At 50.9% G+C, this 23589-nt stretch carries 26 protein-coding genes, 1 tRNA gene and 1 pseudogene; 9 read left to right on the top strand and 19 right to left on the bottom strand.

Features of this window, described 5'->3' with window-relative positions; genetic code table 11:
- Positions 1-6: 6 nt before the first annotated feature.
- The 5 genes from KP014_RS04415 to KP014_RS04400 all read left to right on the top strand — a co-directional run bounded on the left by KP014_RS04415 (position 7) and on the right by KP014_RS04400 (position 4572).
- Positions 7-1371 (top strand): DUF444 family protein, encoded by a 1365-nt coding sequence (locus tag KP014_RS04415; protein ID WP_090834216.1) that lies wholly within the window; start codon positions 7-9, stop codon positions 1369-1371.
- Positions 1372-1409: 38 nt separating this feature from the next.
- On the top strand, positions 1410-2654 hold the full coding sequence (locus tag KP014_RS04410) for a SpoVR family protein (RefSeq protein WP_036596284.1): 1245 nt from the start codon (positions 1410-1412) through the stop codon (positions 2652-2654).
- A gap of 122 nt (positions 2655-2776) precedes the next feature.
- Positions 2777-2911, top strand: a complete 135-nt coding sequence (locus KP014_RS29005) for a hypothetical protein (RefSeq protein ID WP_281426449.1) — start codon at positions 2777-2779, stop codon at positions 2909-2911.
- 408 nt (positions 2912-3319) lie between these two features.
- Positions 3320-3640 carry a helix-turn-helix domain-containing protein gene (locus KP014_RS04405; RefSeq protein WP_042207643.1) on the top strand — a complete coding sequence of 107 codons (321 nt, stop codon included), beginning with the start codon at positions 3320-3322 and terminating at the stop codon, positions 3638-3640.
- An 11-nt stretch (positions 3641-3651) separates the two neighbouring features.
- A complete protein-coding gene (locus tag KP014_RS04400; RefSeq protein WP_139210598.1) occupies positions 3652-4572 on the top strand; it encodes an IS3 family transposase in 921 nt (306 codons plus the stop codon).
- A gap of 385 nt (positions 4573-4957) precedes the next feature.
- Here the strand turns inward: KP014_RS04400 and KP014_RS04395 are convergent, their stop codons facing one another.
- From KP014_RS04395 to KP014_RS04380, 4 genes are read right to left on the bottom strand one after another with little or no spacing between them, the layout of a single operon-like run.
- The gene (locus tag KP014_RS04395) at positions 4958-6157 is read right to left on the bottom strand and encodes a radical SAM protein (protein ID WP_036598374.1); all 1200 of its coding nucleotides are present in this window, start codon (positions 6155-6157) and stop codon (positions 4958-4960) included.
- A 22-nt stretch (positions 6158-6179) separates the two neighbouring features.
- On the bottom strand, positions 6180-7205 hold the full coding sequence (locus KP014_RS04390; protein ID WP_036598375.1) for an ABC transporter substrate-binding protein: 1026 nt from the start codon (positions 7203-7205) through the stop codon (positions 6180-6182).
- Positions 7206-7255: 50 nt separating this feature from the next.
- The gene (locus KP014_RS04385) at positions 7256-8032 is read right to left on the bottom strand and encodes an ABC transporter permease (protein WP_036598376.1); all 777 of its coding nucleotides are present in this window, start codon (positions 8030-8032) and stop codon (positions 7256-7258) included.
- 27 nt (positions 8033-8059) lie between these two features.
- On the bottom strand, positions 8060-8908 hold the full coding sequence (locus KP014_RS04380; protein ID WP_051500316.1) for an ABC transporter ATP-binding protein: 849 nt from the start codon (positions 8906-8908) through the stop codon (positions 8060-8062).
- 479 nt (positions 8909-9387) lie between these two features.
- On the opposite strand from KP014_RS04380, the gene KP014_RS04375 reads away from it, so the two are divergent.
- Together KP014_RS04375 and KP014_RS04370 are read left to right on the top strand one after the other, a co-directional pair.
- Complete coding sequence (locus KP014_RS04375) at positions 9388-10194, top strand: glycosyltransferase family 2 protein (protein ID WP_051500317.1); 807 nt, start codon at positions 9388-9390, stop codon at positions 10192-10194.
- A gap of 15 nt (positions 10195-10209) precedes the next feature.
- Positions 10210-11295, top strand: coding sequence for a glycosyltransferase family 4 protein (locus tag KP014_RS04370; RefSeq protein WP_036598378.1), 1086 nt, complete (start codon positions 10210-10212; stop codon positions 11293-11295).
- Between the two features lie 118 nt (positions 11296-11413).
- On the opposite strand, the gene KP014_RS04365 is transcribed toward KP014_RS04370, so the two are convergent.
- From KP014_RS04365 to KP014_RS04330, 8 genes and pseudogenes are all read right to left on the bottom strand, one after another.
- Positions 11414-11740, bottom strand: coding sequence for a NifB/NifX family molybdenum-iron cluster-binding protein (locus tag KP014_RS04365; RefSeq protein WP_051500318.1), 327 nt, complete (start codon positions 11738-11740; stop codon positions 11414-11416).
- A gap of 233 nt (positions 11741-11973) precedes the next feature.
- Positions 11974-12393, bottom strand: a complete 420-nt coding sequence (locus tag KP014_RS04360) for an ArsC/Spx/MgsR family protein (RefSeq protein ID WP_036598380.1) — start codon at positions 12391-12393, stop codon at positions 11974-11976.
- Between the two features lie 126 nt (positions 12394-12519).
- Entirely contained in the window at positions 12520-13905 is a 1386-nt protein-coding gene (locus KP014_RS04355) for an MATE family efflux transporter (protein ID WP_036598382.1), read from the bottom strand.
- Between the two features lie 115 nt (positions 13906-14020).
- A tRNA-Leu gene (locus KP014_RS04350) sits at positions 14021-14105 on the bottom strand.
- Between the two features lie 276 nt (positions 14106-14381).
- Positions 14382-14682, bottom strand: a pseudogene (locus tag KP014_RS04345) (Rpn family recombination-promoting nuclease/putative transposase); the annotation flags it as partial.
- 12 nt (positions 14683-14694) lie between these two features.
- On the bottom strand, positions 14695-15672 hold the full coding sequence (locus tag KP014_RS04340) for a DUF4179 domain-containing protein (RefSeq protein ID WP_036604404.1): 978 nt from the start codon (positions 15670-15672) through the stop codon (positions 14695-14697).
- 4 nt (positions 15673-15676) lie between these two features.
- Positions 15677-16213 carry a sigma-70 family RNA polymerase sigma factor gene (locus KP014_RS04335; RefSeq protein WP_036604406.1) on the bottom strand — a complete coding sequence of 179 codons (537 nt, stop codon included), beginning with the start codon at positions 16211-16213 and terminating at the stop codon, positions 15677-15679.
- Between the two features lie 183 nt (positions 16214-16396).
- Entirely contained in the window at positions 16397-17293 is an 897-nt protein-coding gene (locus tag KP014_RS04330) for a DMT family transporter (protein ID WP_051500657.1), read from the bottom strand.
- 170 nt (positions 17294-17463) lie between these two features.
- On the opposite strand from KP014_RS04330, the gene KP014_RS04325 reads away from it, so the two are divergent.
- A complete protein-coding gene (locus tag KP014_RS04325) occupies positions 17464-18378 on the top strand; it encodes a LysR family transcriptional regulator (protein WP_051500658.1) in 915 nt (304 codons plus the stop codon).
- A 23-nt stretch (positions 18379-18401) separates the two neighbouring features.
- Here KP014_RS04325 and KP014_RS04320 read toward each other — a convergent pair whose 3' ends face one another.
- The 3 genes from KP014_RS04320 to KP014_RS29000 are packed head-to-tail and all read right to left on the bottom strand — an operon-like array spanning position 18402 to position 20201.
- Positions 18402-19226: an aldo/keto reductase gene (locus KP014_RS04320; RefSeq protein ID WP_036604408.1), complete on the bottom strand. Its 825-nt coding sequence runs from the start codon at positions 19224-19226 to the stop codon at positions 18402-18404.
- Between the two features lie 28 nt (positions 19227-19254).
- Positions 19255-19872, bottom strand: coding sequence for an oxidoreductase (locus tag KP014_RS04315; protein WP_051500659.1), 618 nt, complete (start codon positions 19870-19872; stop codon positions 19255-19257).
- Positions 19827-20201, bottom strand: a complete 375-nt coding sequence (locus KP014_RS29000; protein ID WP_051500660.1) for an oxidoreductase — start codon at positions 20199-20201, stop codon at positions 19827-19829. The genes KP014_RS04315 and KP014_RS29000 overlap by 46 nt, the downstream gene beginning before the upstream one ends.
- Before the next feature lie 226 nt (positions 20202-20427).
- Between KP014_RS29000 and KP014_RS04305 the strand changes: the two genes are divergently transcribed.
- Positions 20428-21357: an AraC family transcriptional regulator gene (locus KP014_RS04305; protein ID WP_036604410.1), complete on the top strand. Its 930-nt coding sequence runs from the start codon at positions 20428-20430 to the stop codon at positions 21355-21357.
- 141 nt (positions 21358-21498) lie between these two features.
- Here KP014_RS04305 and KP014_RS04300 read toward each other — a convergent pair whose 3' ends face one another.
- Genes KP014_RS04300 through KP014_RS04285 form a run of 4 tightly spaced genes read right to left on the bottom strand, consistent with a single transcriptional unit; the run spans position 21499 to position 23384 of the window.
- Positions 21499-21735, bottom strand: coding sequence for a tautomerase family protein (locus KP014_RS04300; protein WP_025697470.1), 237 nt, complete (start codon positions 21733-21735; stop codon positions 21499-21501).
- Positions 21736-21753: 18 nt separating this feature from the next.
- Positions 21754-21981: an SDR family oxidoreductase gene (locus KP014_RS28995; RefSeq protein ID WP_367888860.1), complete on the bottom strand. Its 228-nt coding sequence runs from the start codon at positions 21979-21981 to the stop codon at positions 21754-21756.
- A 23-nt stretch (positions 21982-22004) separates the two neighbouring features.
- Positions 22005-22499 (bottom strand): SDR family NAD(P)-dependent oxidoreductase, encoded by a 495-nt coding sequence (locus KP014_RS04290; RefSeq protein WP_216700453.1) that lies wholly within the window; start codon positions 22497-22499, stop codon positions 22005-22007.
- Between the two features lie 18 nt (positions 22500-22517).
- On the bottom strand, positions 22518-23384 hold the full coding sequence (locus KP014_RS04285) for an alpha/beta fold hydrolase (RefSeq protein ID WP_036604412.1): 867 nt from the start codon (positions 23382-23384) through the stop codon (positions 22518-22520).
- Positions 23385-23589 lie beyond the last annotated feature (205 nt).

The raw sequence follows: 23589 nt of genomic DNA, 5'->3' as shown, positions 1-23589 counted from the left end.
GGCGGCATGGACAAGCGATTGTTCGTGATCGCGCGCGACGACTGGTCGCTGCACCGCAAGGGAGAAATCGACCAGGAGCGTCACAAGCGCAAAGTAAAGGAAGCGATTCGTGAAAATCTCGCCGACCTTGTCAGCGAAGAGTCGATTATAATGCCCCAGGGCGATAAAGTGATCAAGGTTCCGATCCGCAGCCTGGATGAGCCGAAGTTCCGCTACAACAACCAGGACAAGCCGCAGGTTGGACAGGGACAGGGCGGCACCCAAGTCGGCGATATTATCGGCAAGGCGGGAGACGGTGAGGCGGCAGGACCGGGCAAGGGACCCGAAGCCGGCGATCAGCCGGGCGCCGATTATTACGAGGCGGAGCTGACGATCGATGAGCTTGCCGAGCTCGTGTTCGAGGATTTGAAGCTGCCGAAGCTGAAGCCCAAGGCCGCTCCCGATCTGACGGTCGAAGACGTCCGGTTCGAGGATGTCCGCAAGCAAGGCATGATCTCGAACGTTGACAAAAAGCGCACGTTGTTCGAGGCGATCAAACGTCAGGCGCTAAGCGGCGGACTGCCGGGAGCGCCAGGCGCGGCGGCGTGGTCGGAATCCGGCGCCGATTACGACGGCTCCGACGCTGACGCCATGGGCGGAACTGCCGGAGCCGTTCCGGCTCCGGGTACGAATGATCTCGCCGGAACGGCGGCGCGGCTCGGACTGACCCTTGGGCTGCACTCGGCGGAAAGCGCCGGTTACATGCCGGATTCCGGCGCGGCGGTTCCCGTCCTTGGCCCGATTATCGGCGACGATCTGCGGTTCAAGACATGGGATGATATCCGGAAGCCGCAGTCCTCGGCCGTCGTGCTCGCCATGATGGATACGTCGGGATCGATGGGCAGCTTCGAGAAGTACGTGGCCCGCAGCTTCTTCTTCTGGATGGTCCGCTTCCTGCGGACCAAGTACGAGAATGTGCAGATCCGGTTCCTATCTCACTGCACGGAGGCGAAAGAAGTGGACGAGGATTCCTTCTTCCGCAAAGGAGAGAGCGGCGGAACGAAATGTTCCTCGGTATATGAACTTGCGCATACGATTCTGGATGCGGACTATCCGCCGGGCCAGTTCAACGCCTACGCCTTTCACTTCTCGGACGGAGATAATCTCGACAGCGATAATCCCGCAACCGTGAAGCTGGCGGGCGACCTGCTGGAGAAGGTCAACATGCTGGGCTATGGTGAAATCCGGCAGCATATCTACGGCAGCAAACGGCTCTGGGAGTCGCTCTCGGGCCTGAATTCTCCCGCCTTTGTCCAGGCGATTCTGAAGGAAAAGGAAGACGTGTTCAAGACGCTGAAGGCGTTCTTCGGCGACGAGGTGGCGGCAAGCTAAAGGCATGGCAATCTCTACGTCAGGAGGCGGCGGCACTTATGATCGATCAAGAAGCGGAACAGTTGGAACAGGCGGCTGAACGCCTGACGGAGCTTGCGCTGGAGCATGGGCTTGATTTCTTTCCGATGCGCTATCAGGTATGCCCGGCCGAGGTGCTGTACTCCATCGGAGCTTACGGCATGCCGACCCGGTTCACGCATTGGAGCTTCGGCAAAGCCTATCAGCGTATGAAGACGGAATACGACCATGGACTGAGCAAAATTTACGAGCTGGTGATCAACTCCGATCCCTGCTATGCGTTTCTGCTGGACAGCAATACGCTGCTTCAGAACAAGCTGATTGTGGCGCATGTGCTGGGGCACAGCGATTTCTTCAAAAATAACGCCATGTTCGCGGGCACCGACAGGCAGATGGTTGAACGCATGGCCGTATTCGCCGACCGCATCGAGCGGTTCAGCCATGAATACGGCTCGGACGAAGTCGAAGCCTTTCTGGACGCGGGCATCGCCATTCAGGAGCATGTTGATCCGTTCGTACGGTTCGGCCGAACCGAGGGCTTCCGCGAAGCGGACGGCGGAGTGAAGGATGTTATCGGCTATATCGCCGGCCATAGCCGGTATCTGGAGGAATGGCAGAGGGAAATCCTGTATATGCTCCGCGCCGAAATGCTCTATTTCTGGCCGCAGATGGAGACGAAGATTATGAACGAGGGCTGGGCCAGCTACTGGCATCTAAAGCTCGTCCGCGAGCTTGACCTCAGCGATTCGGAAATTGTTGAGTTTGCCAAAATGAATGCAGGCGTCATCCAGCCTTCCCCGGGACGGATCAATCCGTACTATCTGGGCCTTATGATGCTGCGGCATATCGAGAAGAAGGAAGGGCTTAAAGCGCTGTTTGAAATCCGGGAGACAGAATCGGACGTATCGTTCATCCGCAACTATCTGACGAAAGAGCTGGCGGAGGAGATGGATCTCTTCGTCTTCAAGCAGGAAGAGCGGGTATACAAAGTAACGGCCAAGGACGTCGCCGAAATCAAGGATAATCTGATCCGTTCGCGGACCAACGGCGGCTTCCCCTACTTGACCGTCAAGGACGACGATCTGCACGGCCGGGGCGAGCTGCTGCTCGACAACCGCTACGAAGGACTGGAGCTCGACCGGAAATACATCGAACGCACCCTTCCGCTCGTTCACCGGCTGTGGGGCCGGAACGTGCATTTGCGGACCATCGTGGACGGACAGGAAAAGACGTATATGTACGACGGGAAACAGTTGGCGGGGTAATAGAGGCCGCTGACAAAATGGGGGTGCTCCAGAAGTGGATTTTAAGGCATAAGACATAACCATATGTAAAAAAAACAAGCCGGCTGGTCAAAGGGTTCATCCTTGGCCGGCCGGCTTGGCATTTGGGTCAACCGTATAATTCTTCAGCAAAAGCAGATGCGCCGGATATAGGCGTAGAGGATGATTTTGTTGAGAAGTCTAGGGTGGTAGCTGTGTCTTCCTCCTATCTTTTTGTTTTCCCAGAGCCAAAAAAGTGAGGCAGCCTCTCAGGTCACTTCATTACCTTTTGGGATCCCCCCGTTCGGGACGCCCCGCTGTTGAGATGTACTACTGCGAGCATAGATGCGTACTTCTTGACGCTCCAAATCAAGGGATGAGGCCACGTTGCTGTAATTGAAGTTCAGCGTCTGGCAAATGGGCTAAAAGTGCAGGTTTTTTAAATCCAAATCTTTCATACATAGAGAAATCCTGAATTTATGCAGGAATTTAAGGCCGTATCAACTGAATGCAAGACTGAACATAGGAAAAAACTGCATATTCGCAGGTGTGTGATACAATGGGTGTTCTCACGCGGCCAAAAGATGCACAATCTCCTAGGCCCCCTAATTAAACTGGAGTCATCCCACCCAATAATTTAAACTGGAGATAAGGGGGAGATGACGAGGATGGGAAAGAGGCTGAAAGAGGAAGCACGGCTTAAAATCGTTAAGGAAGCGTTGGCTGGAGTTAAGGTGGGGGTGTTATCCCGTATGTATGACATTCATCCAGAAACCATACGCGGGTGGATTAGGGATCATCGTGACTCCATTCCACCCGAAGAAATTCCGGTTGCAGACGAGCATCTGCAAGAACTTCAGCGACTTCAGGATGTGGAACAACGCTACGAAAAGGCCATGAAGGTGCTCGGGGAAAAAGAACTTGAGCTTGAAATTCTCCGAGAACTGCTAAAAAAGAAGGACCCCGCTTATCCGAAAAATTCGAAGTAGCAGACCTATTTATTAAGCGGGGGGAACCGGTGGCATGGGTTCTGCGCATCCTTGGATTATCTGAATCGACGTACTATGATCGCAAAAAACGAGCTACCCGTCCGGCAACAAAACGCCCACCAGAAGGCCAGATAGGACGTCCGGTACCGGGCTACTCCTTTACGGTTACGGGAGAGAAAGTCAGTGACGAACAAATCAAGGAATGGCTGCTTGAACTCCTCGAAGGCGAAGAGCATGTCTATGGCTACAAACTTCTTGCGCAATGTATTCGTAACCGGTACAGCGTAAAGCTGAACAAGAAGAAAGCGTATCGCTTGTGTAAAGATCTAGGGATTCTGAGGCAATCCCGTAAGCGCCTCCCTTCACATCCACGCCGGCTCCCTAAAAACCGGGTTGTCACCGGGTCCAACCAGTTGTGGCAAATGGATATTAAGTACGGCTATATCATCGGCCAGGAACGTTTCTTTTTCGTGCTTAGTATCATTGATGTATTTGACCGTGTCGTGGTCCAGCAGTACAGAGGACCCGTATGTGAGGCCAAACATGCGGTCCAAACCCTATGGCGGGCGCTACAGAGTCGTCTCCAATCCGGAGAAGCCATGCCCGTGATTCGAACGGACAACGGGCCGCAATTCGTCAGCAAGTTATTTGGAGATACATGTGAAAGCCTGGACATGATTCACGAACGCATCCCGCCGCGGACACCGAATATGAATGCATACATTGAATCCTTTCATAGCATATTGGAACGCGATCTGTTCAGCAAAAGAGAGTTCAGGACCTTCGAGGAAGCCTACGAGGCCCTTGATCAATACATGGACTTCTACAACAACCGCAAGATGCATGGCAGCTTGAAGTTAATGCCTCCTGCGAAGTTTTCCGAATGGGTCACGACGCTGGAGGACTCCTCGGAATTTCATAAAGCCATGTAAACCCTCGAAATAAAGAGTTATTTTACGAACGCTTGTTAATTGTAGGGCATGACTCCGGATTTAGGGGGCCTAGCCGCAATTTCAGGCTTTCTGCATGATCCGCTTCATCATCGCACCTGGATTCTCTGAATAACGGACCGTCTCCCGTATCCCCTCGCCTACTGTTTAATATCTTTGCATGGGAAATGCCATTGTGTTACTTGATTCATAATAGCTTACAAAATAAGGCATACTGCCGAAAAGACAGTACGCCTTAGAGAACAATTCATATGTGTCAAAGTGTGAGGGGAGCAGCCGAACCTATTGGTCCTTCCGCCTCTTGGCTTTTATACTCACCCAGCCTCATGCCGGTATCCTGCTCCCTATTCCTTTGTTCCTGCAAAAATCAGACAACCGAAGGTTCACTCTTGAATATCGGCAGCCGCTCCTCCTCAATCTTGTAAATATCATTCCATATTCCGTCAGCCGAGGCGCTGGAATCATACAACTGCTCATAGGTAAACCCGGCGCTGCGGAAAATATCAACGATTTTGTACGCAACGTCCAGATGCCATTCCGGAAGCGGCGACCGGTGGCCCTCATATTCCGAACCGAGATTCGGAATCCAGGCCCCAGCATAGGCGATTACCCCCTGGGAAGCAAGATATTTCACACCTTCCAGCGTTGATTTCTTCGTCTCCATACCGCCGACAAAGTTGGAGCGGACACGGCCATGCCCGAAGACGACCGCAGCCCGTTCCAGCGCTTTCACCCAATGATCCCAGCCGCCGCAGTGAATCACCTTTCCGGGGCAGACCGAATTAAAAATATTTTTGTCCCATATCTCGAGATTCATGGCTATCGTACGGTAGCCGGCATCTTTGTAACGCTCAAGGATGCTAAGATCCAGCGGCGCGCCGATTACGGCCGTACCGTTGAAGTCCTGAAGCCCGGTATGCTCCTGAATCGCCTCCGCCACGTCGAAGTAATAATCAATCTCCCGCCGCTCGGGGATAAATCCTCCGCTGATTGTAATATGCTTCGCTCCCTCTTTGTAAGCGACCGCAGCGGTTTCGCCAATCTGGCGCGGGTATTTCCAGCTTACGCCATGCTCTTCCCCATACGTATCATGCGTATAGTTGATATTGCAATATTTGCAGTCATGCCCGGTTTCCTTCAGGAAGCACTCATTGCTGTATGAGACGAAGATAGCGCCTTCCCCGTTGTGAGTCGCAACCTGATTCATATTGGCCCCGTCCGATGTTTTCAGACCGTAGTAATGAGGGCGCTTCTTGAGGCGTACCGGAAACAGTTCCTTTCGCTCATGGTACAGTATGAACTGGTTTCCCTCTCTACGCAGCTTGTAAGGAGAGCGGTCATTCCAGCGGTAGGCCACCCGCAGTCCCCCCGGTGTATAGAAGCAGACCGGCAGAACAACACCCGTATGGTTATGCAGATTGTAATCAAACAGCGTCTGGATTTGTTCCTGGTATTTGTCACCCAGCCCTGCCCCTTCAAAGATGGCGGGATCGGCGTTTATCCCCTCAACCTGACAAGCATTCTTGATGGCGAGCTCCTCATGCAGCCGGTTTTTCAAATCGCTCATTTGTATGCATCTCCTTTATTTTTTATTGAATAGTCACTTTATCCGGGAAAGCTTCCTTTAATCCTTCCAGGGCCAGCTTGTCGTCAAGCTTGAAATCCTGCTCGATATAGCCGTTGGCAACGCTCCATTCCTTGATCTCTTTCAACTGGTCGTAATCCTCCTGGTTGAAACGGACATCAAATTCCCATTCATTCTTAATTTCCCGCAGAGCGTTATCCTTTGGAATTTTCACCTCTTTGAATGCCAGTTCGGCAGCCTCTTCCGGATGGTCGGTAATATACTGGGACGCCTCCGCCAGCGCCTTGTTCAGTCCCGCCGAGATTTGAGGCTTATCCTTAATCAGGGAATCTTTCGCGACCAAAAATCCCTTTGTCCGGATGTTGATTGCGGATTGATCATTAAGCGCTTTGGAGCCCTCCACCTTCTCCGCCTTATCGAAGAACGCGGTGCCGAACCAGGCAGCCTGTATATCGCCTCTGTCATAGGCGGCAAGGATCTCCGCCGTGGATTGCAGCGGGACGAGAGTAACATCCTTCTTGTCGATATGGAACGTCTCAAAATACTTGCCCCAAATGTATTCGTTCACTGTTCCCTTTTGTACGCCCAGCTTCTTGCCAATCAGATCCTCGGGCCTACTGATTCCGTCTCTGGCGTACAGCTTCGAACTGGTCGCTTTCGGCGAGGAGAACAAGGACAGCACCTTTAGATCCCCCTTGGAAAGCGCGCTGAGCGCCGCATAATCCATCGCTTCCCCGACGTCCACCCGGTCGGTCAGCACCGCATTGAGCGTGTCAATACCGAAGGAAAATGTCGATATTTCGGCATCAATTCCGTTCTTTTCAAAGAATCCCTCCGCCTTGGCTACCCGAAATTGCAGCGAGAATATTGCGGAGTCTCCCCCAATGCGCACCTTCTGCAGAGCGGGAGCGTCCGAAGCTTCCTTCGTCTCCGCCTTGGCATCTCCGCAGCCCGCAAGCGAGATTAGTATCCCCGTCAACAACATTGCTCCAGCGACTGCTTTCCATACCCGACTTTGCTTGCTTTTCACTTGTCTAGTCCCCCCATTGATTACTTTTCAAATTTGCTTTCCAAACCTTTTTACTTTCCAAACCTTGTTTCTTTGGCAATTCCATAGCGCCCCAGCGTGGTCTTCCCCATCCAGCGCAGCAGCTGGTCCCCAGCAAAGCCCATTAGTCCCAGCAGCAGAAGTCCGACGAAGATCCAGTCCGTCTTGGAATAAAGCCGCGAGGTCCAGATCAGATAACCGACTCCCTCATTGGCGGCTATCATCTCCGCCCCGACAATGGCCATGAATGAATTCCCCATAGCCAGCCGGACCCCGTTGAAAAAGGCGGGAACGACAGCGGGAATAATCACATGAATCAAAATCTGCCGCTCCGAGGCGCCCAGCGACCGTGCCGACCGGATTTTGTCATCCTCCACATTCACTACGCCCGCCGCCGTGTTCAACACTACAATGAACAGCGTCGCATACATGATAAGAATGACTTTTGACTGCTCTCCGATCCCAAACCACAGTATAAACAGCGTTATAAAAGCCAGCGCCGGAATGAACCGGAAGAAGTTCAGATAAGGCTCGACCAGTTCCCGCAGCCATCTGAACCTGCCAATCAAGAGGCCCGCCGGAATGCCCAGCAGACTGCCCAGCAGCCATCCGAGCACTACCCGCTTAAAGCTGATCAAGACGTAAGAGATCAGTGAATTGTCCGTGAACAATTCCACCGCCCCCTGCAAGGTCTGGATCGGAGTGGGGAAATAGTCCGGATTCGAGTTCATGGCCACCAGCTGCCACACGATCAGGAACAACAGCCAGGAAATAAGCCCCGTCTTCAATCCTTTCCGAACAAAACGCATCGTATTGTTGTCTCCTTTCAGAGTGGCTTATAAATGAAAATACAGATCGTCCTGGAAGATACTTTGCAGCTTTTTCTGCATTAAATTGAATTCCCGCGAGGTTATATCACGGGGATACTCAAGACGGTTATCCATAATTTCGAATACGCGCGACTCCGGACCTATGGACATAATGCCGATGCGGCCCCCGAGCAGCACCGCCTCCTGAATATCATGCGTTACAAAAATGACCGTCTTCTTGGTCTCCGTCCATATCCGCACCAGTTCATCCTGCATTATTCTGCGGGTGAACGCATCCAGAGCCCCCAGAGGTTCATCCATCAGCAAAAGCTCCGGGTCATTCGCGAGCACCCTTGCGATCTGAACCCGCTGCTTCATGCCACCCGATAGCTCACGAGGAAATTTACGCTCATGTCCCGTTAGGCCCGCCAGTTCGATGTACCGGTCGGAGACGGCCTTGCGTTCCCCACGGCTCACTCCCTGCATACGCAGGCCGAATTCGATGTTCTCCCGGACATTCAGCCAAGGGAACAGGGAAGCATCCGGATGCTGGAAGACCATGGCCCGCTCTTTTCCAGGCCGGTCAATGCTCTTTCCGTCCACAAGCAATTCGCCTTCGGTCTGCTTCTCAAAACCGGCGATCAGGTTAAGCAGTGTGGACTTGCCGCAGCCGCTGGGACCGAGAAGGATAAAGAACTCCCCCCTCTGAATGTTCAGATCGACATCTTTCAGCACCTGATAGCGAACTGCCCCCTTGCCGCTGCCGGATAGAAAAGATTTGCCGAGCCTCCGGATCGAAATGATCGACTGCTGGGCATTCTCCTCTGAGGAAGCATCGGTTATCGCGTCCGTGGAGATCAATGGATAGCGGGACATCTGCATTACTCCTCTCATTAAATTAAGATAAAGCTGCGGCGCAGGCCTTTCGTTAAACACAAAAGGCCGTTTCTTTCCTTTGGAAGAAGAAAGAATACGGCCTGCGGCTGTCCGCTCAACTTTATTTAAGGATTGCTCATAATTTGGACCAAAATTTATAATTCCGAGTTACTTGATAGGATTATATTGTTTTGCTTTTGCTGCGTCAATATTGTTGTTCATACATCCTGAATATTTCTATTATATTGTTACAAATTTGTGTTTGGGCCGACTTCACGGACCGATAGGCAAATCCGGCATTCACGCACTCATTCAAAGGGATGAATATATGGTGAACTATTGAGGTATATACACTAGTTTAACTTTGGGATTAAACTAAACCTAAAACTATTATTCTCTGGAATTATAAGAAGTGAAGCGGTGAACCCGGGAAACTAAAGATAGCGGAGCAACCCCCAAAAAAAGAGGTGAACTAAACATTGACTGACAGCAAACGATTGTCCGTTGTGATTATCACACAGAACGAGGAAGAGAAGATTGAGCAGGCCATTCTCTCCTGCCGTCCCTTTGCGGACGACATCGTCGTCGTCGATGGAGGCAGCACCGACGGAACGGTCCTCATTGCGAAGCGGCTCGGCTGCAGCGTCTACCTTAATCCCTGGCCGGGATATGCCAAACAGCGCATATTCGGGGCGGATCAGGCTCCCAGCAACTGGATCTTTTTTATCGACTCGGATGAGGAGGTTAGCGAAGAGCTTCAGAAGTCGCTGCTAGGCTGGAAAAATGAGCCAGAGAATGAGGTAAAAGCCTATACGGTCTACCGGATCGGCGATTTTCTCGGCAAGTGGATGCCCAAGGGCGAGCATCTCGTGAGGCTGTACAAAAAAGACGAAGTGCGGATGAAGGACGTCCTCGTTCACGAAGGCCCGGATGTCGATCCCGCCGCAGTACCTTGTTTGGATGGCACACTCTGGCATCACGGCTACCGCAGCATTCAGGACCATGTACAGCGTTTCAACAAGTACACCGATCTTGAAGCGCGAAAAGATTATGACCGAAGAAAAAGCTTTAGTCTGATGAGACTTCTGTTCAGGCCGCCCGCCAAGCTGATCTATACCCTGTTCGTCCGCAAAATGATTACGAAAGGGATTGCCGGCTTCAGCGTCGCCTTTTTCTGGATGTATTACGAGTTTCTCAAGGAAATCAAGCTCTATGAACTTTACGGCCGGGAAAAAAAACGTGAGAAGCCGGTCTATGTCATTGAAAGCGAGAAACGCCCAGTATAAAGGAGGGGGACCCTCGTGCGAATTCTTCATATCGCCAATCATGTGAAGGAATCGGGTAATGGAATCGTCAACGTTATGGTCGACTTGGCTTGTGAACAAGCAGCGAGAAATCATCAGGTGTGCATCGTATCGGCGGGCGGACAGTATGAAGAGCTTATTGCCAGGTACAACATCCGGCATTACTATCTGGACCAGACAAGAAAGCCCGCTCAGCTAATGCGGGCTGTTTTTGATTTCAGACGGATGGTCGCGGACTTCTCACCCGATATCATTCATGCGCATATGATGACCGGCGCGATACTCGCCCGCTATCTGAAAGGCTTCCGCAAATATAAGGTCGTGACTCATGTTCATAACGAGTTCCAAAAAAGCGCCGACTACATGAAGGTTGGCGACAGAGTGATCGCCGTCAGCCAGGCGGTTTATAGTGCCATGGCGGGCCGGGGTGTCGGCAAGGACAAGCTTCGCGTCATTCTGAACGGCACCATCGGAAGCCCGCGCGATTCCGATTCCGGTCCTATCCCCTTGGAAGGGCAAGCTATCATCACGGTTGCCGGCATGTACGAGCGCAAAGGGATCTCCGATCTCATTGACGCCTTCGATCTTCTTGCTGGCGACCATCCGGAAGCAAGACTCTATATTGTAGGCGACGGGCCGGACCGGGCCAAGTTCGAGGAGCGGGCTGCCGCCTCGCCTTTTTCCGGCAGAATCCGGTTCGCAGGCTTCCAGGCCGAGAGCCGCCGATGGATGAAAGCCGCAGATGTATTCGTCCTGGCTTCCCATAAAGAACCGTTCGGGCTTGTCCTGATCGAAGCCCGGGAATCGGGCTGCGCCATCGTCGCCACTGATGTGGACGGCATCCCTGAAGCACTGGATCATGGAGAAGCGGGAATCCTCGTTCCGCCTCGGGACGCCAAGGCGCTCTCCGCAGCAATCGGGGAGCTCCTCTCCAATGAGGCCAAGCGCCAGCGCTACCGCACCCGGGCATGTGCAGGACTGGACTACTACCGCGTGGGACGCGTGGCGGAAGAAATGCTTGGGATTTACAACGAACTGCTGCCTAGAGCGTCCGTGCTCACAGGGACTGCGGGTAACAAGTGAGGTGGGAGATAGAGAGTAAAAAAACAACCAACCCGCTGTTAGGGCGGGTTGGTTTCGTTACTGACCAACTTTTTGATAGCATCCCAAGTGTATTGTTAACAGCTCCAGCAGCGAAGGATCAGGTGGTAATAAGCTTCTCCTGCGCATGCTTAAGCGAGATATAATCGGTGCTGAACGCAATCCCGCGCTCCTTAAGCTCCTCTCCTACCCCCATGCCGATCCGGCTGACAAGCACTGTGCTGCAATCGGATAAAAGGCCGATTATTTTGTTTAACTGCTCCTGGCTGTGCCTGCCCGTGAAGCCGTCACTTCCTGTCTTGCGGACTTCCGCGAGTATCCACTCGCCCTCCGCGGATACATCATAAATCATAAACTGTTCGCAGCTGCCGAAATGCTGGTCAATCCATTGCCCGTCGCTGCTGCCTATCGCAATCCTGTTCGACATTCGCATCCCCCTCCTACTGTAAGTGTCGGCATATTAACAACACTATACTGCCTGTCTAGTAGAATACCAAGGCTGTTCAACAAACATTTCGAAACTACGGGAGCTAAGTTAACATTGAAATAGCAGGCCCAGGCCACCGGTAATGCAGCGAAAATCAGCTGGCAAAATAAAAAGAGAGCGCCTGTTAAGGCACTCTCATCACAGCGTCACTATAAAATCCTGGCAAAGCTTGTTTACGATCCGGAAGCGCAGGTGCCGCCTTGATCCTGGCTGTGGCATCCTGTATTGTAACCGGAGGGAACTTCACAAAGACCAATCTGCTTTAGATGTTCCGCATCGAAACCTGCAAGAACTTGATCCCCGATATTCATGAGCGGGCGCTTAATCAAGATGGGGTCGGTGCATAACAAGTCGAGCGTCTCTTCCCGGGAAAGAGCCCCCGGAATGACCTGGCCCGATTTGACCGCAGGGGCGTTCGGATTGAACCACTCTTTCAGCTCCAAGCCTGCAAGATAGGGCTCCAGCTTCTCGGGTGTCCATTCCGTACTCAGCAGCGACCGTTCCTCCAGAGTATGACCGTAACTTTCCAGCAGCGCCTTTTGACGGACGGCTCCCATACAACCGGGCTTGGTATAGAAAATGATATGCGTCATTCGTGTACCTCCTATAGACGATTTGTTACATCCATAATAAGGCAACACCTCTACGCTGGCAATGAATCTCTTTCGAACTTAATAGAAGGGAACACTCTGCTGACATTGAGACTGGCGTTCTGCCTGTTAAATAAGGCGGTGCTGATACCATTTTTTGCCGAGGAACCGTTTGAGAAAAATCCCGCCCCGCACAGCCCATTCACAGTCCATCGCAAGCCAGACGCCAAGAACGCCTAAGTCCAGAACAATGCCCAAAATATAACCAAGCACGACGCGGAACAGCCACATGGACAGCATGGAAACGATCGAAGTAAACTTGGAATCGCCCGCCGCCCGAAGCCCCGAAGGAACAATAAAGCTGATAGACCAGAGTGGAATTTGGAGAATCGTATTGATAAGTACAATCAAGAAAATATCGTCCACAATTTCAGCAGGGGGGTGAAACAGCGACACGAGCGGCCCAAAGAACGGCAAAATCAACAATCCCATAAGCACAAAGGACAGCGACGACGCCACAATAAAGGATTTAATGAACTTTCTCGCATCGTTAACATCGCCCCGCCCCATGCATTGACCGACCACGGTAATAATAGTCAAAGCCAGTGCGTTCGCGGGAATTTGCATAACACCGGCAAAAGCGGCGCCAATCGCATTGGCGGCAATCGCGTACGTGCCTAAGCTTACGATAAAGATTTGGGTCAAAATCTTGCCCCCGTTAAAGAACATTTGCTCCGCCGCAAACGGGAAGCCGATGAACATAATTTTTTTCAACATGGATAGATTGAGTGACAGGATGTCGCGGAGCTTGATTTGCAGGTTGCTGTCCAGCCGGAACAAATAGTACAGGGCGCAAAACGCCGCCAAATACCGGGCTATATTAATGGATATGCTCATACCGAGAACGCCCATATTCAGCAAATTAATAAATACGAGATTTAAGAGGACGTAAATCAGATTCATAATCAGCGATAGAAAAAGCGAAGCCCGCGTACTGCCGATCCCCCGAAGGGCCCCGCACACCGCTTCCACAACCGCAATGCCTAAGAATGAGATGCTGCTGCCGATCAAATAGGTCCTGCCATTGGCCATGACATCCGGCGCCGCCGCGCCGAACAGCAGGTTAAGCAGAGGACCGTGAAACAGCACCCCGAACAACCCGACGACAAGTGCCAGTAAAGATACGGAAGATACGGCGCCGGCTGTCGCCTTGGAGACCATAGCGTTGTTGCCGCTCCCTTTATACTGGGCAACTACAACCGTTCCGCCTGTCGCGACGGCGATAAACACACTAAGCAAAAAAATGTTAATCGAGTCGATCATATTCACCGCGCTGATCGCCGCTACTCCCGCCGAGCTGATCATAGCCGTGTTGATAAGATTAAGACCGACTACGAAAGCCTGATCAATCAGAATCGGGATAAAAAGCGAGATCATCTGGCGGTAGTCCATGGACTGCCCGGAAAAATATTTTTCAAGGAATCCCTGTTTCACGTTCGCATTAGGCTGGATCATATATCCTCACCTCTCTTCCAAATAAACTTTGTCCCCAAAAAAAGAAAAAGGCTCTTCATAATTGAAGAGCTGTTGCTAAGTAACTTGGACTGCATCGTCATTTATCTATCTTGTATGCGGTCGAGAGGACTCGAACCTCCACGGGGGGTTAGCCCACACGGACCTGAACCGTGCGCGTCTGCCAATTCCGCCACGACCGCGTATGAACACAAAAATAATACAGCCACAAAAAGTAATATAACATGAATTGACTGAGAGGACAACAATAATTTTTTATTTTCTAGTGCGATTTCAATAGACTTCTCAAACGCTGGCCGCCGGAAGGATATCTAACCTCCCTTATCTCAAGAAACGCGGACAATGGAGCATTCAAGTGCACGCTGTTTCACCCGCCTGCATAGTTTTTTCGCCTCGAGAGAAAGGCCGCCTCGCCCATTAACCCTCATAAACCCACAAATTCAACAAGAGGTACATCATTAAAGCTTTATAGACTTAATCTCATCTTTGGGTAAGACCCGTCGCCTTGGCAATTGTAGCAATGTCTAAGCCCATAGCGAGCATATTCTTGACCACATCTCTTTTTCCTTTATATATTCCTTCCGCAATACCCGCCGACTTCGCCCCCTCAATCATGGAAGCTTCATCGTGCAAATATTTCTGTCTGGCCTCATACATTCGTCTGGCCTCCGAATCCTGGCTCAAATATTGCAGGGTGTCCATCGCCTTCTCCAAACCCGGCTCATTCATCTTCAACACCTCCCAATAGGATGTGTCGGCGTTCGCTTCTCATTATTGAATTTGAACTTCAGGCCCTATCTCTTCATCATTCTCATCAACAGGGATAAGCGAATAGGTCTCTTTCTCTAAATCAATCGGTGCATAACGGGTATATGAAGTGTCTCCAATATCGCTAGAGCCATAGCCTTCACTAAAAGGAACTTCCTTACCGCCAGAGGAAATAAGTTTGAAACGAGTCGATTCCGATGCCTCTGTCGCATCATAATAGATTAATGTCGAAACAGGGGTGACAATCACCTTTTTAAGCGTTACTTTTTCTCCATTATTGAGTGTGATGGTCTTGCCTAAAGTAAACGTTTTTGTATCTTTCTCTAACTGACTTGTTGACACCGTTATATTAAATACCCACGGCTCTTCAATCGCAATCCTTTTACGTTTACTGATTGTATCATAAGTGATTTTGATTTGAAGCGGACCATCATTCGGTAAATGACTCATCTTTATATCCCCATAAATCGTATACATGCCATCATTTACTTTAATCGACTGTGCTCCTCCTGATTTTTGAAGGTCTTCTCCGTTGACAAGGACATGTGGAGACAAAAAAGTTTGATAATCAAAAGAGACGCCTTTAGCCGGCTCAAATGTCGAGCTTATGAGGAGCCTGTCCGCATCGACTAGCACTTCATTCAGTGTCAGCTTGCCATATGCATTTACAGCCGGTTCACCAATTGCTGTTTTATAGGCTGAATAATTGGCTGGTTTGTCTCCATTAATAAAATGTTCGATGAGTCCCGTCACAAATGGCATCTGTGCGAGCGATACTTTTCCAAGAGGAATGGTTACACCTATTGCCAGAAGGAGGGCGGCAGCTAGCCCTATCCATTTTTTTGAGTAGTTATGTTTGCGTTGATGAAGCTTTATTAATACACGTTTTTCCCATTTTTTTCGTTCAATCTCTGTTAAAGGCATTTCCTCATATTCTGATACATCAAGCTGCAAATCATTTAACTCTGTATACATTGACATGGATTCACACCTCATTCTTAGGAATAAAAATCTGTTTCAGCTTCTTGCGCCCGCGTGAGAGCTTGTTATGAATCCAGGACTCCTTCACATTCATTTGCAGTGCTATTTCACGAGATGATACCCCCTCTAAATAGTACTTCTCAAAAATGGCCCGTTCTTTGGAAGATAAGTGAGCTAACACTTCCTCCACATCTTGTTTCGGGGATATCGGCTGCTTTTGGTATAGATGATCGGATATTTCCGTACTGATAAATTGCTGCCGGTTTCTCATCATTCTCCGCTGGTAATCAATTGCGCGGTACTTTGCAATGGCGGCAATCCACTGCTTAAATGTATTTTTCCTTTCATCAAATGCGTCGATATTATGCCAAATGGCCAGCAGCACATCATCTAAACATTCTTCATAATCCAGCTGACTGTTCTGTACATGACGTTTAATAATCGCCGTGAGTAATCCCCCGTACATTTGAATAATGAATGCAATGGCCCTCTCGTTGCGGTTTTTAGTTTGTTGTACAACATTATCTTCTGTTATTTTCACAAATGCTGCCCTCCCTCACCCTATTGTTCGGTACCTACTATGTAATACGAATCAAAAGGCATAAACCTATCAGAATGTTGCTTCTTAAATACTTATCACTATCCCTAAACAACATAAAAAGACCCCTCCTTTACATTAAGCAATTGGAAGGACCTTACCTCTTATACCTTACTAATCAATTACTCATGACACCCCCTCTCCTTTGCCGTATCCAATACCACCCGGAGCAGCACTCTTCCGCTTCATCTCGGCCATCAGCACCCCTAATAGAATCAATGCGGCTCCAACGTAGCCTCTCAGGGGCAGCAGTTCGTTCGCGAAAAGGTAAGCGAATATCGCGGCAAAAACGGGCTCCATCGAGAAAACAAGTCCCGTATGCGCTGGCGTGGTATATTTTTGCGCTATGGACTGAACGATATAGCCGATTGCGCTGCATACGACGCTTAGCATCAGGATCGATACCCAGCCCCCGGTTGACTCAGGGAGCCGGGGATGTTCGAACATGAATGAGAATGACAAGCCGAAGCCGCCCGCGAATCCTAATTGCAGAATTCCAAGATTCAGAGTGTCCGCAGTCTTCGCCGCCGCTCCCGTCACCAGAATATGGGCAGCGTACAGCATGGCAGCCAGGATGCACAATAAATCCCCAGCCTTTACGCTCATCGGACCGCTGATCGTGAGCAGCCCGATACCGATAAGCGCCGAGCAAGCGCCTACGATCAGCTTCGCTTCCGGCTTCTGCTTCAGTACAATTGCCGACAATGCCGGAACGAAGATTACCGTCAAGCTGGCAAGAAACCCTGCATTGGACGTCGAAGTACTTCCGAGACCGAAGATAACGGAGGCAGATACGGCAAACAGGAGAAATCCTAGTATGAAGGAATACATTAGCGTTATTTTGTCCGTCGAACGCAACCGTTTCAACCATATGGCCGCACACAGCACAAATGCCAAACCGAATCGAAGAGCGACCAGGTTGAACGGGGATACGGAATCCAGTCCGTTCTTCATAAACAGATAAGACGAGCCCCAACTCATCGTTACGAGCATCATCAGCAAATCGGCGTTTCTAGGCTTCATTCATTCCATCTCCTTTGTGTTCTGGTGATATCGCTAGGAATGTCCACCTTCCGGATCGGCACTGGACGTATCCCGAATCTAAGGTTAGTATATAACTGAATAAAGGATAAATAAAATGAATGTTTGTAATTATATAGTTGAATAATATTCATGAAAAAGAGGCGGGAATTATGAGCTTAATCAAATACGAAGTCTTCCAGAAGATCGTTGAGCTGGGGAGTCTCACCCGTGCAGCTGAAGCGCTAGGGCTTACCCAGTCCGCGGTCAGTCATGCTATCAGCAGCCTTGAAGATGAGTTCGGTTTCGTTCTGCTGATCCGCAATCGGACGGGCGTCCGATTGACGTTAAATGGCGAACGGGTGCTGAAGCATATTCGGAGTCTGCTGAACTGTGACGAACAGCTTAAGCAGGAGATCGCCGCGATTAAGGGGGTTGAAGCCGGAACTATCCGAATCGGCACATTCTCAAGCGTCTCTATCAACTGGCTGCCGGGAATCATCAGCAGCTTCCGGGAAGAGCATCCGCTCATCGAGGTAAAGCTAATTAACGGCGATTACGATGAGATCGAAGACTGGCTAAAAAACGGGGAGATCGACTTTGGCTTCATGTCCTTGCCGACTTTGGACAACTTCGAGGCCATTCCTCTGTGGCTGGACCGAATGGTCTGTATCGTGCCCAAGCAGCATCCGCTTAGCAGGTGCAAGCGCATATCCTATGCGCAGATCGAGCAAGAGTCGTTCATCATGCCGACAAAAGGCTGCGACCAGGACGTCAGACGCGTGCTGAGCAAGCTTCCACATCAGCCGCGAGTTCAGTTCGAGGCAGGGGACGATTATGCCATTATCGCCATGGTAGAGAGCGGACTCGGCATCAGTATTATCTCCGAGATGATTCTAAGCAGCCGGGGCCATCATGTCTCCATGCTGGAACTTCAGGCTCCCAGCTCCCGGTCGCTCGGAATCGTCATCCCTTCCATGAAGCACGCTTCCCCTGCGACGAGTAAATTCATCGAACGGACTAAGCTCTGGGTGGACAATTGGAGGCTGTCGCACGGAGAGTTTCCGCTCAGCGAACTCCATCAGTAGCGTAATTCATGCTTCCTATTGCCTCAAAAGTTGAAGTTGTCAGGGTCCGGCCCCCAGCGGGCATTACGGTTCAGCGCATCGATTGCTTTCATATCTTCCCCGGTAAGCTCAAAATCAAAAACGTCGGCATTCTCCCGAATCCGGCTGTCATGAACCGACTTGGGAATGGTCACAATCCCGTGCTGCAAATCCCAGCGGAGGATAATTTGCGCAGACGTCTTGCCGTATTTTCTTCCCAGCTCCCACAGCAGAGGGATATTTAACTGCCCCCGGATCAGCGGGGCCCAGGCTTCAATTTGAATGCCGTTGTCCCGGCAAAAAGCGCGCAGTCTTTCCTGCGACAGCAGCGGATGCAGCTCCACCTGATTGACCATCGGCACGGTCTCGTAATTTTGCATGATCGCGTTTAAATGCTGTTCATGGCAGTTGCACACCCCAATGGCGCGAACATAGCCCTCCCGGTATAATTTTTCAAAAGCCCTCCAGGCTTCCAGATACTTTCCTCTCGCGGGCCAGTGGATCAGATAGAGATCGATGTACTCAAGTCCGAGTCTTTTTCTGCTGTTCTCAAACGCCTGAAGCGTCGTTTCGTAACCCTGATTGGTATTCCAGACTTTTGTCGTGACGAATAAATCTTCCCGAGGTACGCCGCTTGCCCTAATCGCTCTTCCCACTCCATCTTCATTAAAATAGGCTTCCGCCGTATCGATGCTTCGATAGCCCGCGCGGAGTGCGGACAGCACCGACTGCTCCACCTGTCTTCCGTCCTCAACCTGATATACGCCAAACCCCAGCCGCGGCATTTTGACGCCGTTATGGAGCGTTACGGCATCCGTAATGTTGTTCATAGGATCAACATCCTTTCCATTCTACTTTTCACGCCTGCTGCTTGGCCTGCTCCCACCACGATTTCGGCAAATCCGGTTGGTGCATCAGGGGCCGCGAGATGGCAAAATATTCGATGTCCGTCGTATTCAATATCTCTTCCATCACAGCGGGCGTTCTGTTCAGTCCAACCAATATAACGGGAACCTGTACATCCTTTGCAATGCGCGCCGCATCGTCTCTAAGCACGGATTCCTTGTAGGGAAACAATGGGCTTGGCCTAAACGGTCCATATCCCCCGCTGATTTCAATTCCGTCTATCCCCCGATCCGCGAGCTGCTTGCACAAATAACGGCATGACGTGAACACCTCATCGTCTTCATCCAGATCGGTACTGTTTAATTTGATAAACACCCCAAAATCTTCGCCCGCCCGTCTCCTTATTTCGTCGTAACTCTCTATAATCAGTCTCGCTTTGTTCTCCAGACTCCCGCCGTATTCATCCTGCCTGCCGTTCTTGCTTGGACTAAGAAGCTGACTTAGAAAATACCTGTGTCCTGCATGAATTTGAACGCCGTCAAAGCCGGCGCGTTTCGCCCGTAACGCACTCTCCCCAAAGGGTTCTATGATGGCTTTGATTTCTTCGGTCGACGGGCATCCGCCGTCCACATTTCACCGTCTTTGGCGGCATACGCGAGCTGAATGATGATAGGGCAGTCATTTTCATGCGCGATATCCGTCATTTTCTGGTACTCCGGAATAAAGGAGTCATCATAGAACCCCATCATTCCGTGCAAATACTTCGAGTCTTCGGTAATATAAGCAACCCCGGTAATAATCAGTCCGACGCCTCCCTCGGCGAGATCTTGATACACCTTTAGGACTTCGTCCGTTAAATGGCCGGACCGATCCGCCAGCCCCTCATGAGTAGCGGAGCGGATCAGCCGGTTTTTCAGTTTGATGCGGTTAATGTTGGTCTCATCGAACAGAGTTTTCATCGTCTATACGTCTTTGCTCCTTCCGATTCAGATTTTGCCTGATGCTATAGGATTTAGATCCTGCAACGTACACCCAGCGTCTAATAACACCTTTATTATAAAAATAAAAACCTTTGTTCCGTAGCATTATACTCGTTGTTTATTGCCTATTCCTACACAGTTCAATATAATTGTATAAGCTTGATACGAACGATACCCAAATGGGAAAATAGAAAAGAGGATGGGAATGAACGTACAGGAGATGGATAGCGAGGTAAAAGAGAAGCAGCAGGAACTGGCGAGATGCATAGATCGGCTGGTGCAGACAGACGAAACGCATCCAACCGCCATTCCATCGCTGCGCCTGATCCGCACCTCGACCGTATCCGAGCCGCTGCATACCGTCCATGAGCCGTCATTATGCGTGATCGCGCAGGGATCGAAATTTGTTGCTCTGGCGCAGGAAACCTTTCAATACGATCCGGCATCCTATATGATCGCCTCCGTGCATCTCCCGGTGTGCGGCCAGATTATCCAGGCTTCCGAGGATACACCTTTTCTAGGCATCCAGCTTGGCATAAGCACCGATCAGGTGCTCGATATAATGAAAGAAACGAGCTCGGCATGGCGCGGGAAAATTCACTCCGGACGGGGAATTTCAGTCAGCAAAACCAAGCCGCTGCTGCTTGACGCTATTATAAGATTGGTTCGCCTGCTGGAAACGCCGCAGGATATCCCTGTGCTTGCGCCTCTGATCATCCATGAAATTCTGTATCGTATTCTGCAGGATGAACAGGGGGATCTCGTGAGACAGTTCGCCGTTATGGGCAGCCATGCGCAATGCGTGGCGAGAGTCATCCAGCTTATCCATTCCGGTTATGATCAACCTCTGCGGATTGAAGATTTGGCCAAAGAGGTCAACATGAGCCCCTCTTCGCTTCATCAGTATTTTAAAAAGGTTACAGCCATGAGTCCGATCCAATACCAGAAGCAGCTCCGATTGCAGGAAGCACGCCGCTTGCTCTTCTCCGAATCCATGGACGCAACGCACGCCGCCTTCAAAGTTGGATACGAAAGCCCTTCCCAGTTCAGCCGCGAGTACACGCGTATGTTCGGACTGCCTCCAAAAAGCGATGTCAAACAGCTCCAGGATTCGCTGTATCAGGAGCGACCTTGAGCGATGGCTTGCATCACTCTGAATATGAGCATACAGCAAACCCAGTACCATGGCGGCACTGGGTTTGTTATTTATATTATCGGGATGACTAGCCCGCCAACTGCCTGCGAGCTGCAGCCCGTTAAATAGGATTGGCTAAAGTTAAGTTGTCTTGGCGGCGCGCTGCCGCCGGTATTCCAGGGCGGGCAGCCCGCCCCATCCCCAATTCTCCGGCTCGACCTCTTCGATAATGACGTAAGTGGAGTCAAGCGGCTTGTTCAGCACATTAAGCAAAAGCTCGCTGGCGCCCTTGATGAGCGCGGCCTTTTCTTCGGCTGTAACCGACTGCCGGTCCGGCGCGGTGCCCTCACGGGTCACCTGAATGGTCACGATAGGCATGGTTATTCTCCTCCAGTCTCACCAGTGGCCGGCGTTTTGGCCGCCATCGACGTGAAGAATCTCTCCGGTCACGAAGCTGGCCGATTCCAGATACAGGATCGCTTCAACGATCTCTTGAACCTCGCCCATGCGGCCCACAGGATGCAGCTTATTCAGAAAATCATGAGTTTCCACCGGATGCATCGGCGTTTTGATGACCCCCGGCGAGACCGCATTTACACGAATGCCATTAGCCGCATACTCGATCGCCAGCTCTTTTGTCGCGGAGTTCAGACCGTCAAGGAGGCGAGCACGGCTGGCACACCAGCAATCGGTTGGTCAACCAGGCTTGTTGTAATGTTAACGATGTGGCCCGAGCCCTGCTTAAGCATCTCGGTTACCGCACTCTGAGTGACATGAAAGAAGCCCGCGACATTGATCGACATCACCGAGGCAAAGTCCGCTTCGGAATAATCAGTGAACGGTTTCGCCAAAAAGACCCCGGCATTGTTGATCAGCGTGTCGATACGTCCAAAGCGGGCCAACCCTTCGGCGATAACGCGTCCAGCCGTTTCAGGGTCCGCAATATCGCCGGCTACGCTGTGCACATGTTCTCCGGTAGGGTCGATTTCCCTCGCAGCCTCAGCCAGCGCCTCTTCGCGTCGGCCATTGATGACGACGTTCGCTCCCTGTTTTACCAATTCAATCGCCGTTGCTTTCCCGATCCCGCTGCTGCCGCCCGTAATCACGACTACTTTTCCTGCAACCTTTTCTTGAACATTCATTGGTTAGTCCCCTTTGGATTATTTATTAAATCGGTTTGCCAAAAAGTTTTTGATCAAGCTGACGCTGTCATCCAAATCCTCTTCGAGCGGAAAATGCCCGGTATTGAGCAGATGAACTTCAACATCGTCCAAGTCGTTTTGGTAAGCGAGCGCGCCGTCCGGACCGAAGAAAATATCATTTTTCCCCCACGCCACCAGCGCCGGCGGTTGATAGGTACGGAAAAATTCATGCCAGCTCGGATACTGCTTCAAATTGTTCTGGTAATCATAAAAGAGCGCCAGCTGGATGTCGCTGTTGCCGGGGCGATCCAGCACGAATTGATCCACATTCCAGGTATCCGGGCTGATCACCTCAGGGTTCTGGGTGCCGTTCACATATTGATACTTCGTGATTTCAGGCGTCAGCAAGCCGAGGATGTTGTTTCGATTCGTCTCATCCGCGGGAGCCTGCCAGTAAGCCCGGATTGGGTCCCATGCGGACAAGAGCCCTTCTTCATAGGCGTTGCCGTTTTGCGAGATGATGGCCTCGATTCGCTCCGGATGCATCACCGCGAGCCGAAAGCCGACAGGCGCGCCGTAGTCGTGAACGTAGATGCTGTATTTTTCCAATCCGAGCTGTTCTACAAAGGAATTTATCAATTTCGCAAGATTATCAAAGGTGTATTCAAACTCGGACATGGACGGCTGATCGCTGTTGCCAAAGCCGGGATAGTCGGGGGCGACGATGTGGTATTGATCCGCCAGCTGCACAATCAAGTTACGGTACATGTGGGACGATGAAGGAAAGCCGTGTAGCAGAAGAATCGTCGGATGCTCCTCATTTCCAGCCTCACGATAAAAAATATTGATGCCATCAACCGCTGCATACCTGTGTTTAACACTCATTAATCTCACCTCATCATTGAATTTATACATACAAGTCTGTATATTTAAAGTGCGGCAACGTCTCTGACGATCCGCATCGACAACTGTAATTACACATACAGGTCTGTCTATTTACAAGCTCTTTTTTAACATTTTTTATTTAGCCATAGGGATGCCCCTTCCCGGTTAGATTTCCGCTGGTGCATCACTCAACAGGTTTACGAAT

It is taken from the genome of Paenibacillus sophorae (assembly GCF_018966525.1).
GTDB lineage: Bacteria > Bacillota > Bacilli > Paenibacillales > Paenibacillaceae > Paenibacillus_AQ > Paenibacillus_AQ sophorae.
The sequence above is the reverse complement of the archived record's forward strand: the minus strand, read 5'-3'. Positions and strand labels throughout refer to the sequence as shown.

Bases quoted from the DNA above. Each gene is read 5' to 3' on its own strand.
- KP014_RS04360 (WP_036598380.1), bottom strand. From the start codon at position 12,393: ATGACGCATATCATTTTCTATACCAAGCCCGGTTGTATGGGAGCCGTC.
- KP014_RS04320 (WP_036604408.1), bottom strand. From the start codon at position 19,226: ATGAACAACATTACGGATGCCGTAACGCTCCATAACGGCGTCAAAATG.
- KP014_RS04395 (WP_036598374.1), bottom strand. From the start codon at position 6,157: ATGAGCGATTTGAAAAACCGGCTGCATGAGGAGCTCGCCATCAAGAAT.
- KP014_RS04325 (WP_051500658.1), top strand. From the start codon at position 17,464: ATGAGCTTAATCAAATACGAAGTCTTCCAGAAGATCGTTGAGCTGGGG.
- KP014_RS04300 (WP_025697470.1), bottom strand. From the start codon at position 21,735: ATGCCTATCGTGACCATTCAGGTGACCCGTGAGGGCACCGCGCCGGAC.
- KP014_RS04410 (WP_036596284.1), top strand. From the start codon at position 1,410: ATGATCGATCAAGAAGCGGAACAGTTGGAACAGGCGGCTGAACGCCTG.
- KP014_RS29000 (WP_051500660.1), bottom strand. From the start codon at position 20,201: ATGAAAACTCTGTTCGATGAGACCAACATTAACCGCATCAAACTGAAA.
- KP014_RS04365 (WP_051500318.1), bottom strand. From the start codon at position 11,740: ATGTCGAACAGGATTGCGATAGGCAGCAGCGACGGGCAATGGATTGAC.
- KP014_RS04285 (WP_036604412.1), bottom strand. From the start codon at position 23,384: ATGAGTGTTAAACACAGGTATGCAGCGGTTGATGGCATCAATATTTTT.
- KP014_RS04355 (WP_036598382.1), bottom strand. From the start codon at position 13,905: ATGATCCAGCCTAATGCGAACGTGAAACAGGGATTCCTTGAAAAATAT.
- KP014_RS04405 (WP_042207643.1), top strand. From the start codon at position 3,320: ATGGGAAAGAGGCTGAAAGAGGAAGCACGGCTTAAAATCGTTAAGGAA.
- KP014_RS04385 (WP_036598376.1), bottom strand. From the start codon at position 8,032: ATGCGTTTTGTTCGGAAAGGATTGAAGACGGGGCTTATTTCCTGGCTG.
- KP014_RS04290 (WP_216700453.1), bottom strand. From the start codon at position 22,499: ATGAATGTTCAAGAAAAGGTTGCAGGAAAAGTAGTCGTGATTACGGGC.
- KP014_RS04330 (WP_051500657.1), bottom strand. From the start codon at position 17,293: ATGAAGCCTAGAAACGCCGATTTGCTGATGATGCTCGTAACGATGAGT.
- KP014_RS04305 (WP_036604410.1), top strand. From the start codon at position 20,428: ATGAACGTACAGGAGATGGATAGCGAGGTAAAAGAGAAGCAGCAGGAA.
- KP014_RS04415 (WP_090834216.1), top strand. From the start codon at position 7: ATGGACAAGCGATTGTTCGTGATCGCGCGCGACGACTGGTCGCTGCAC.
- KP014_RS04340 (WP_036604404.1), bottom strand. From the start codon at position 15,672: ATGTCAATGTATACAGAGTTAAATGATTTGCAGCTTGATGTATCAGAA.
- KP014_RS04380 (WP_051500316.1), bottom strand. From the start codon at position 8,908: ATGTCCCGCTATCCATTGATCTCCACGGACGCGATAACCGATGCTTCC.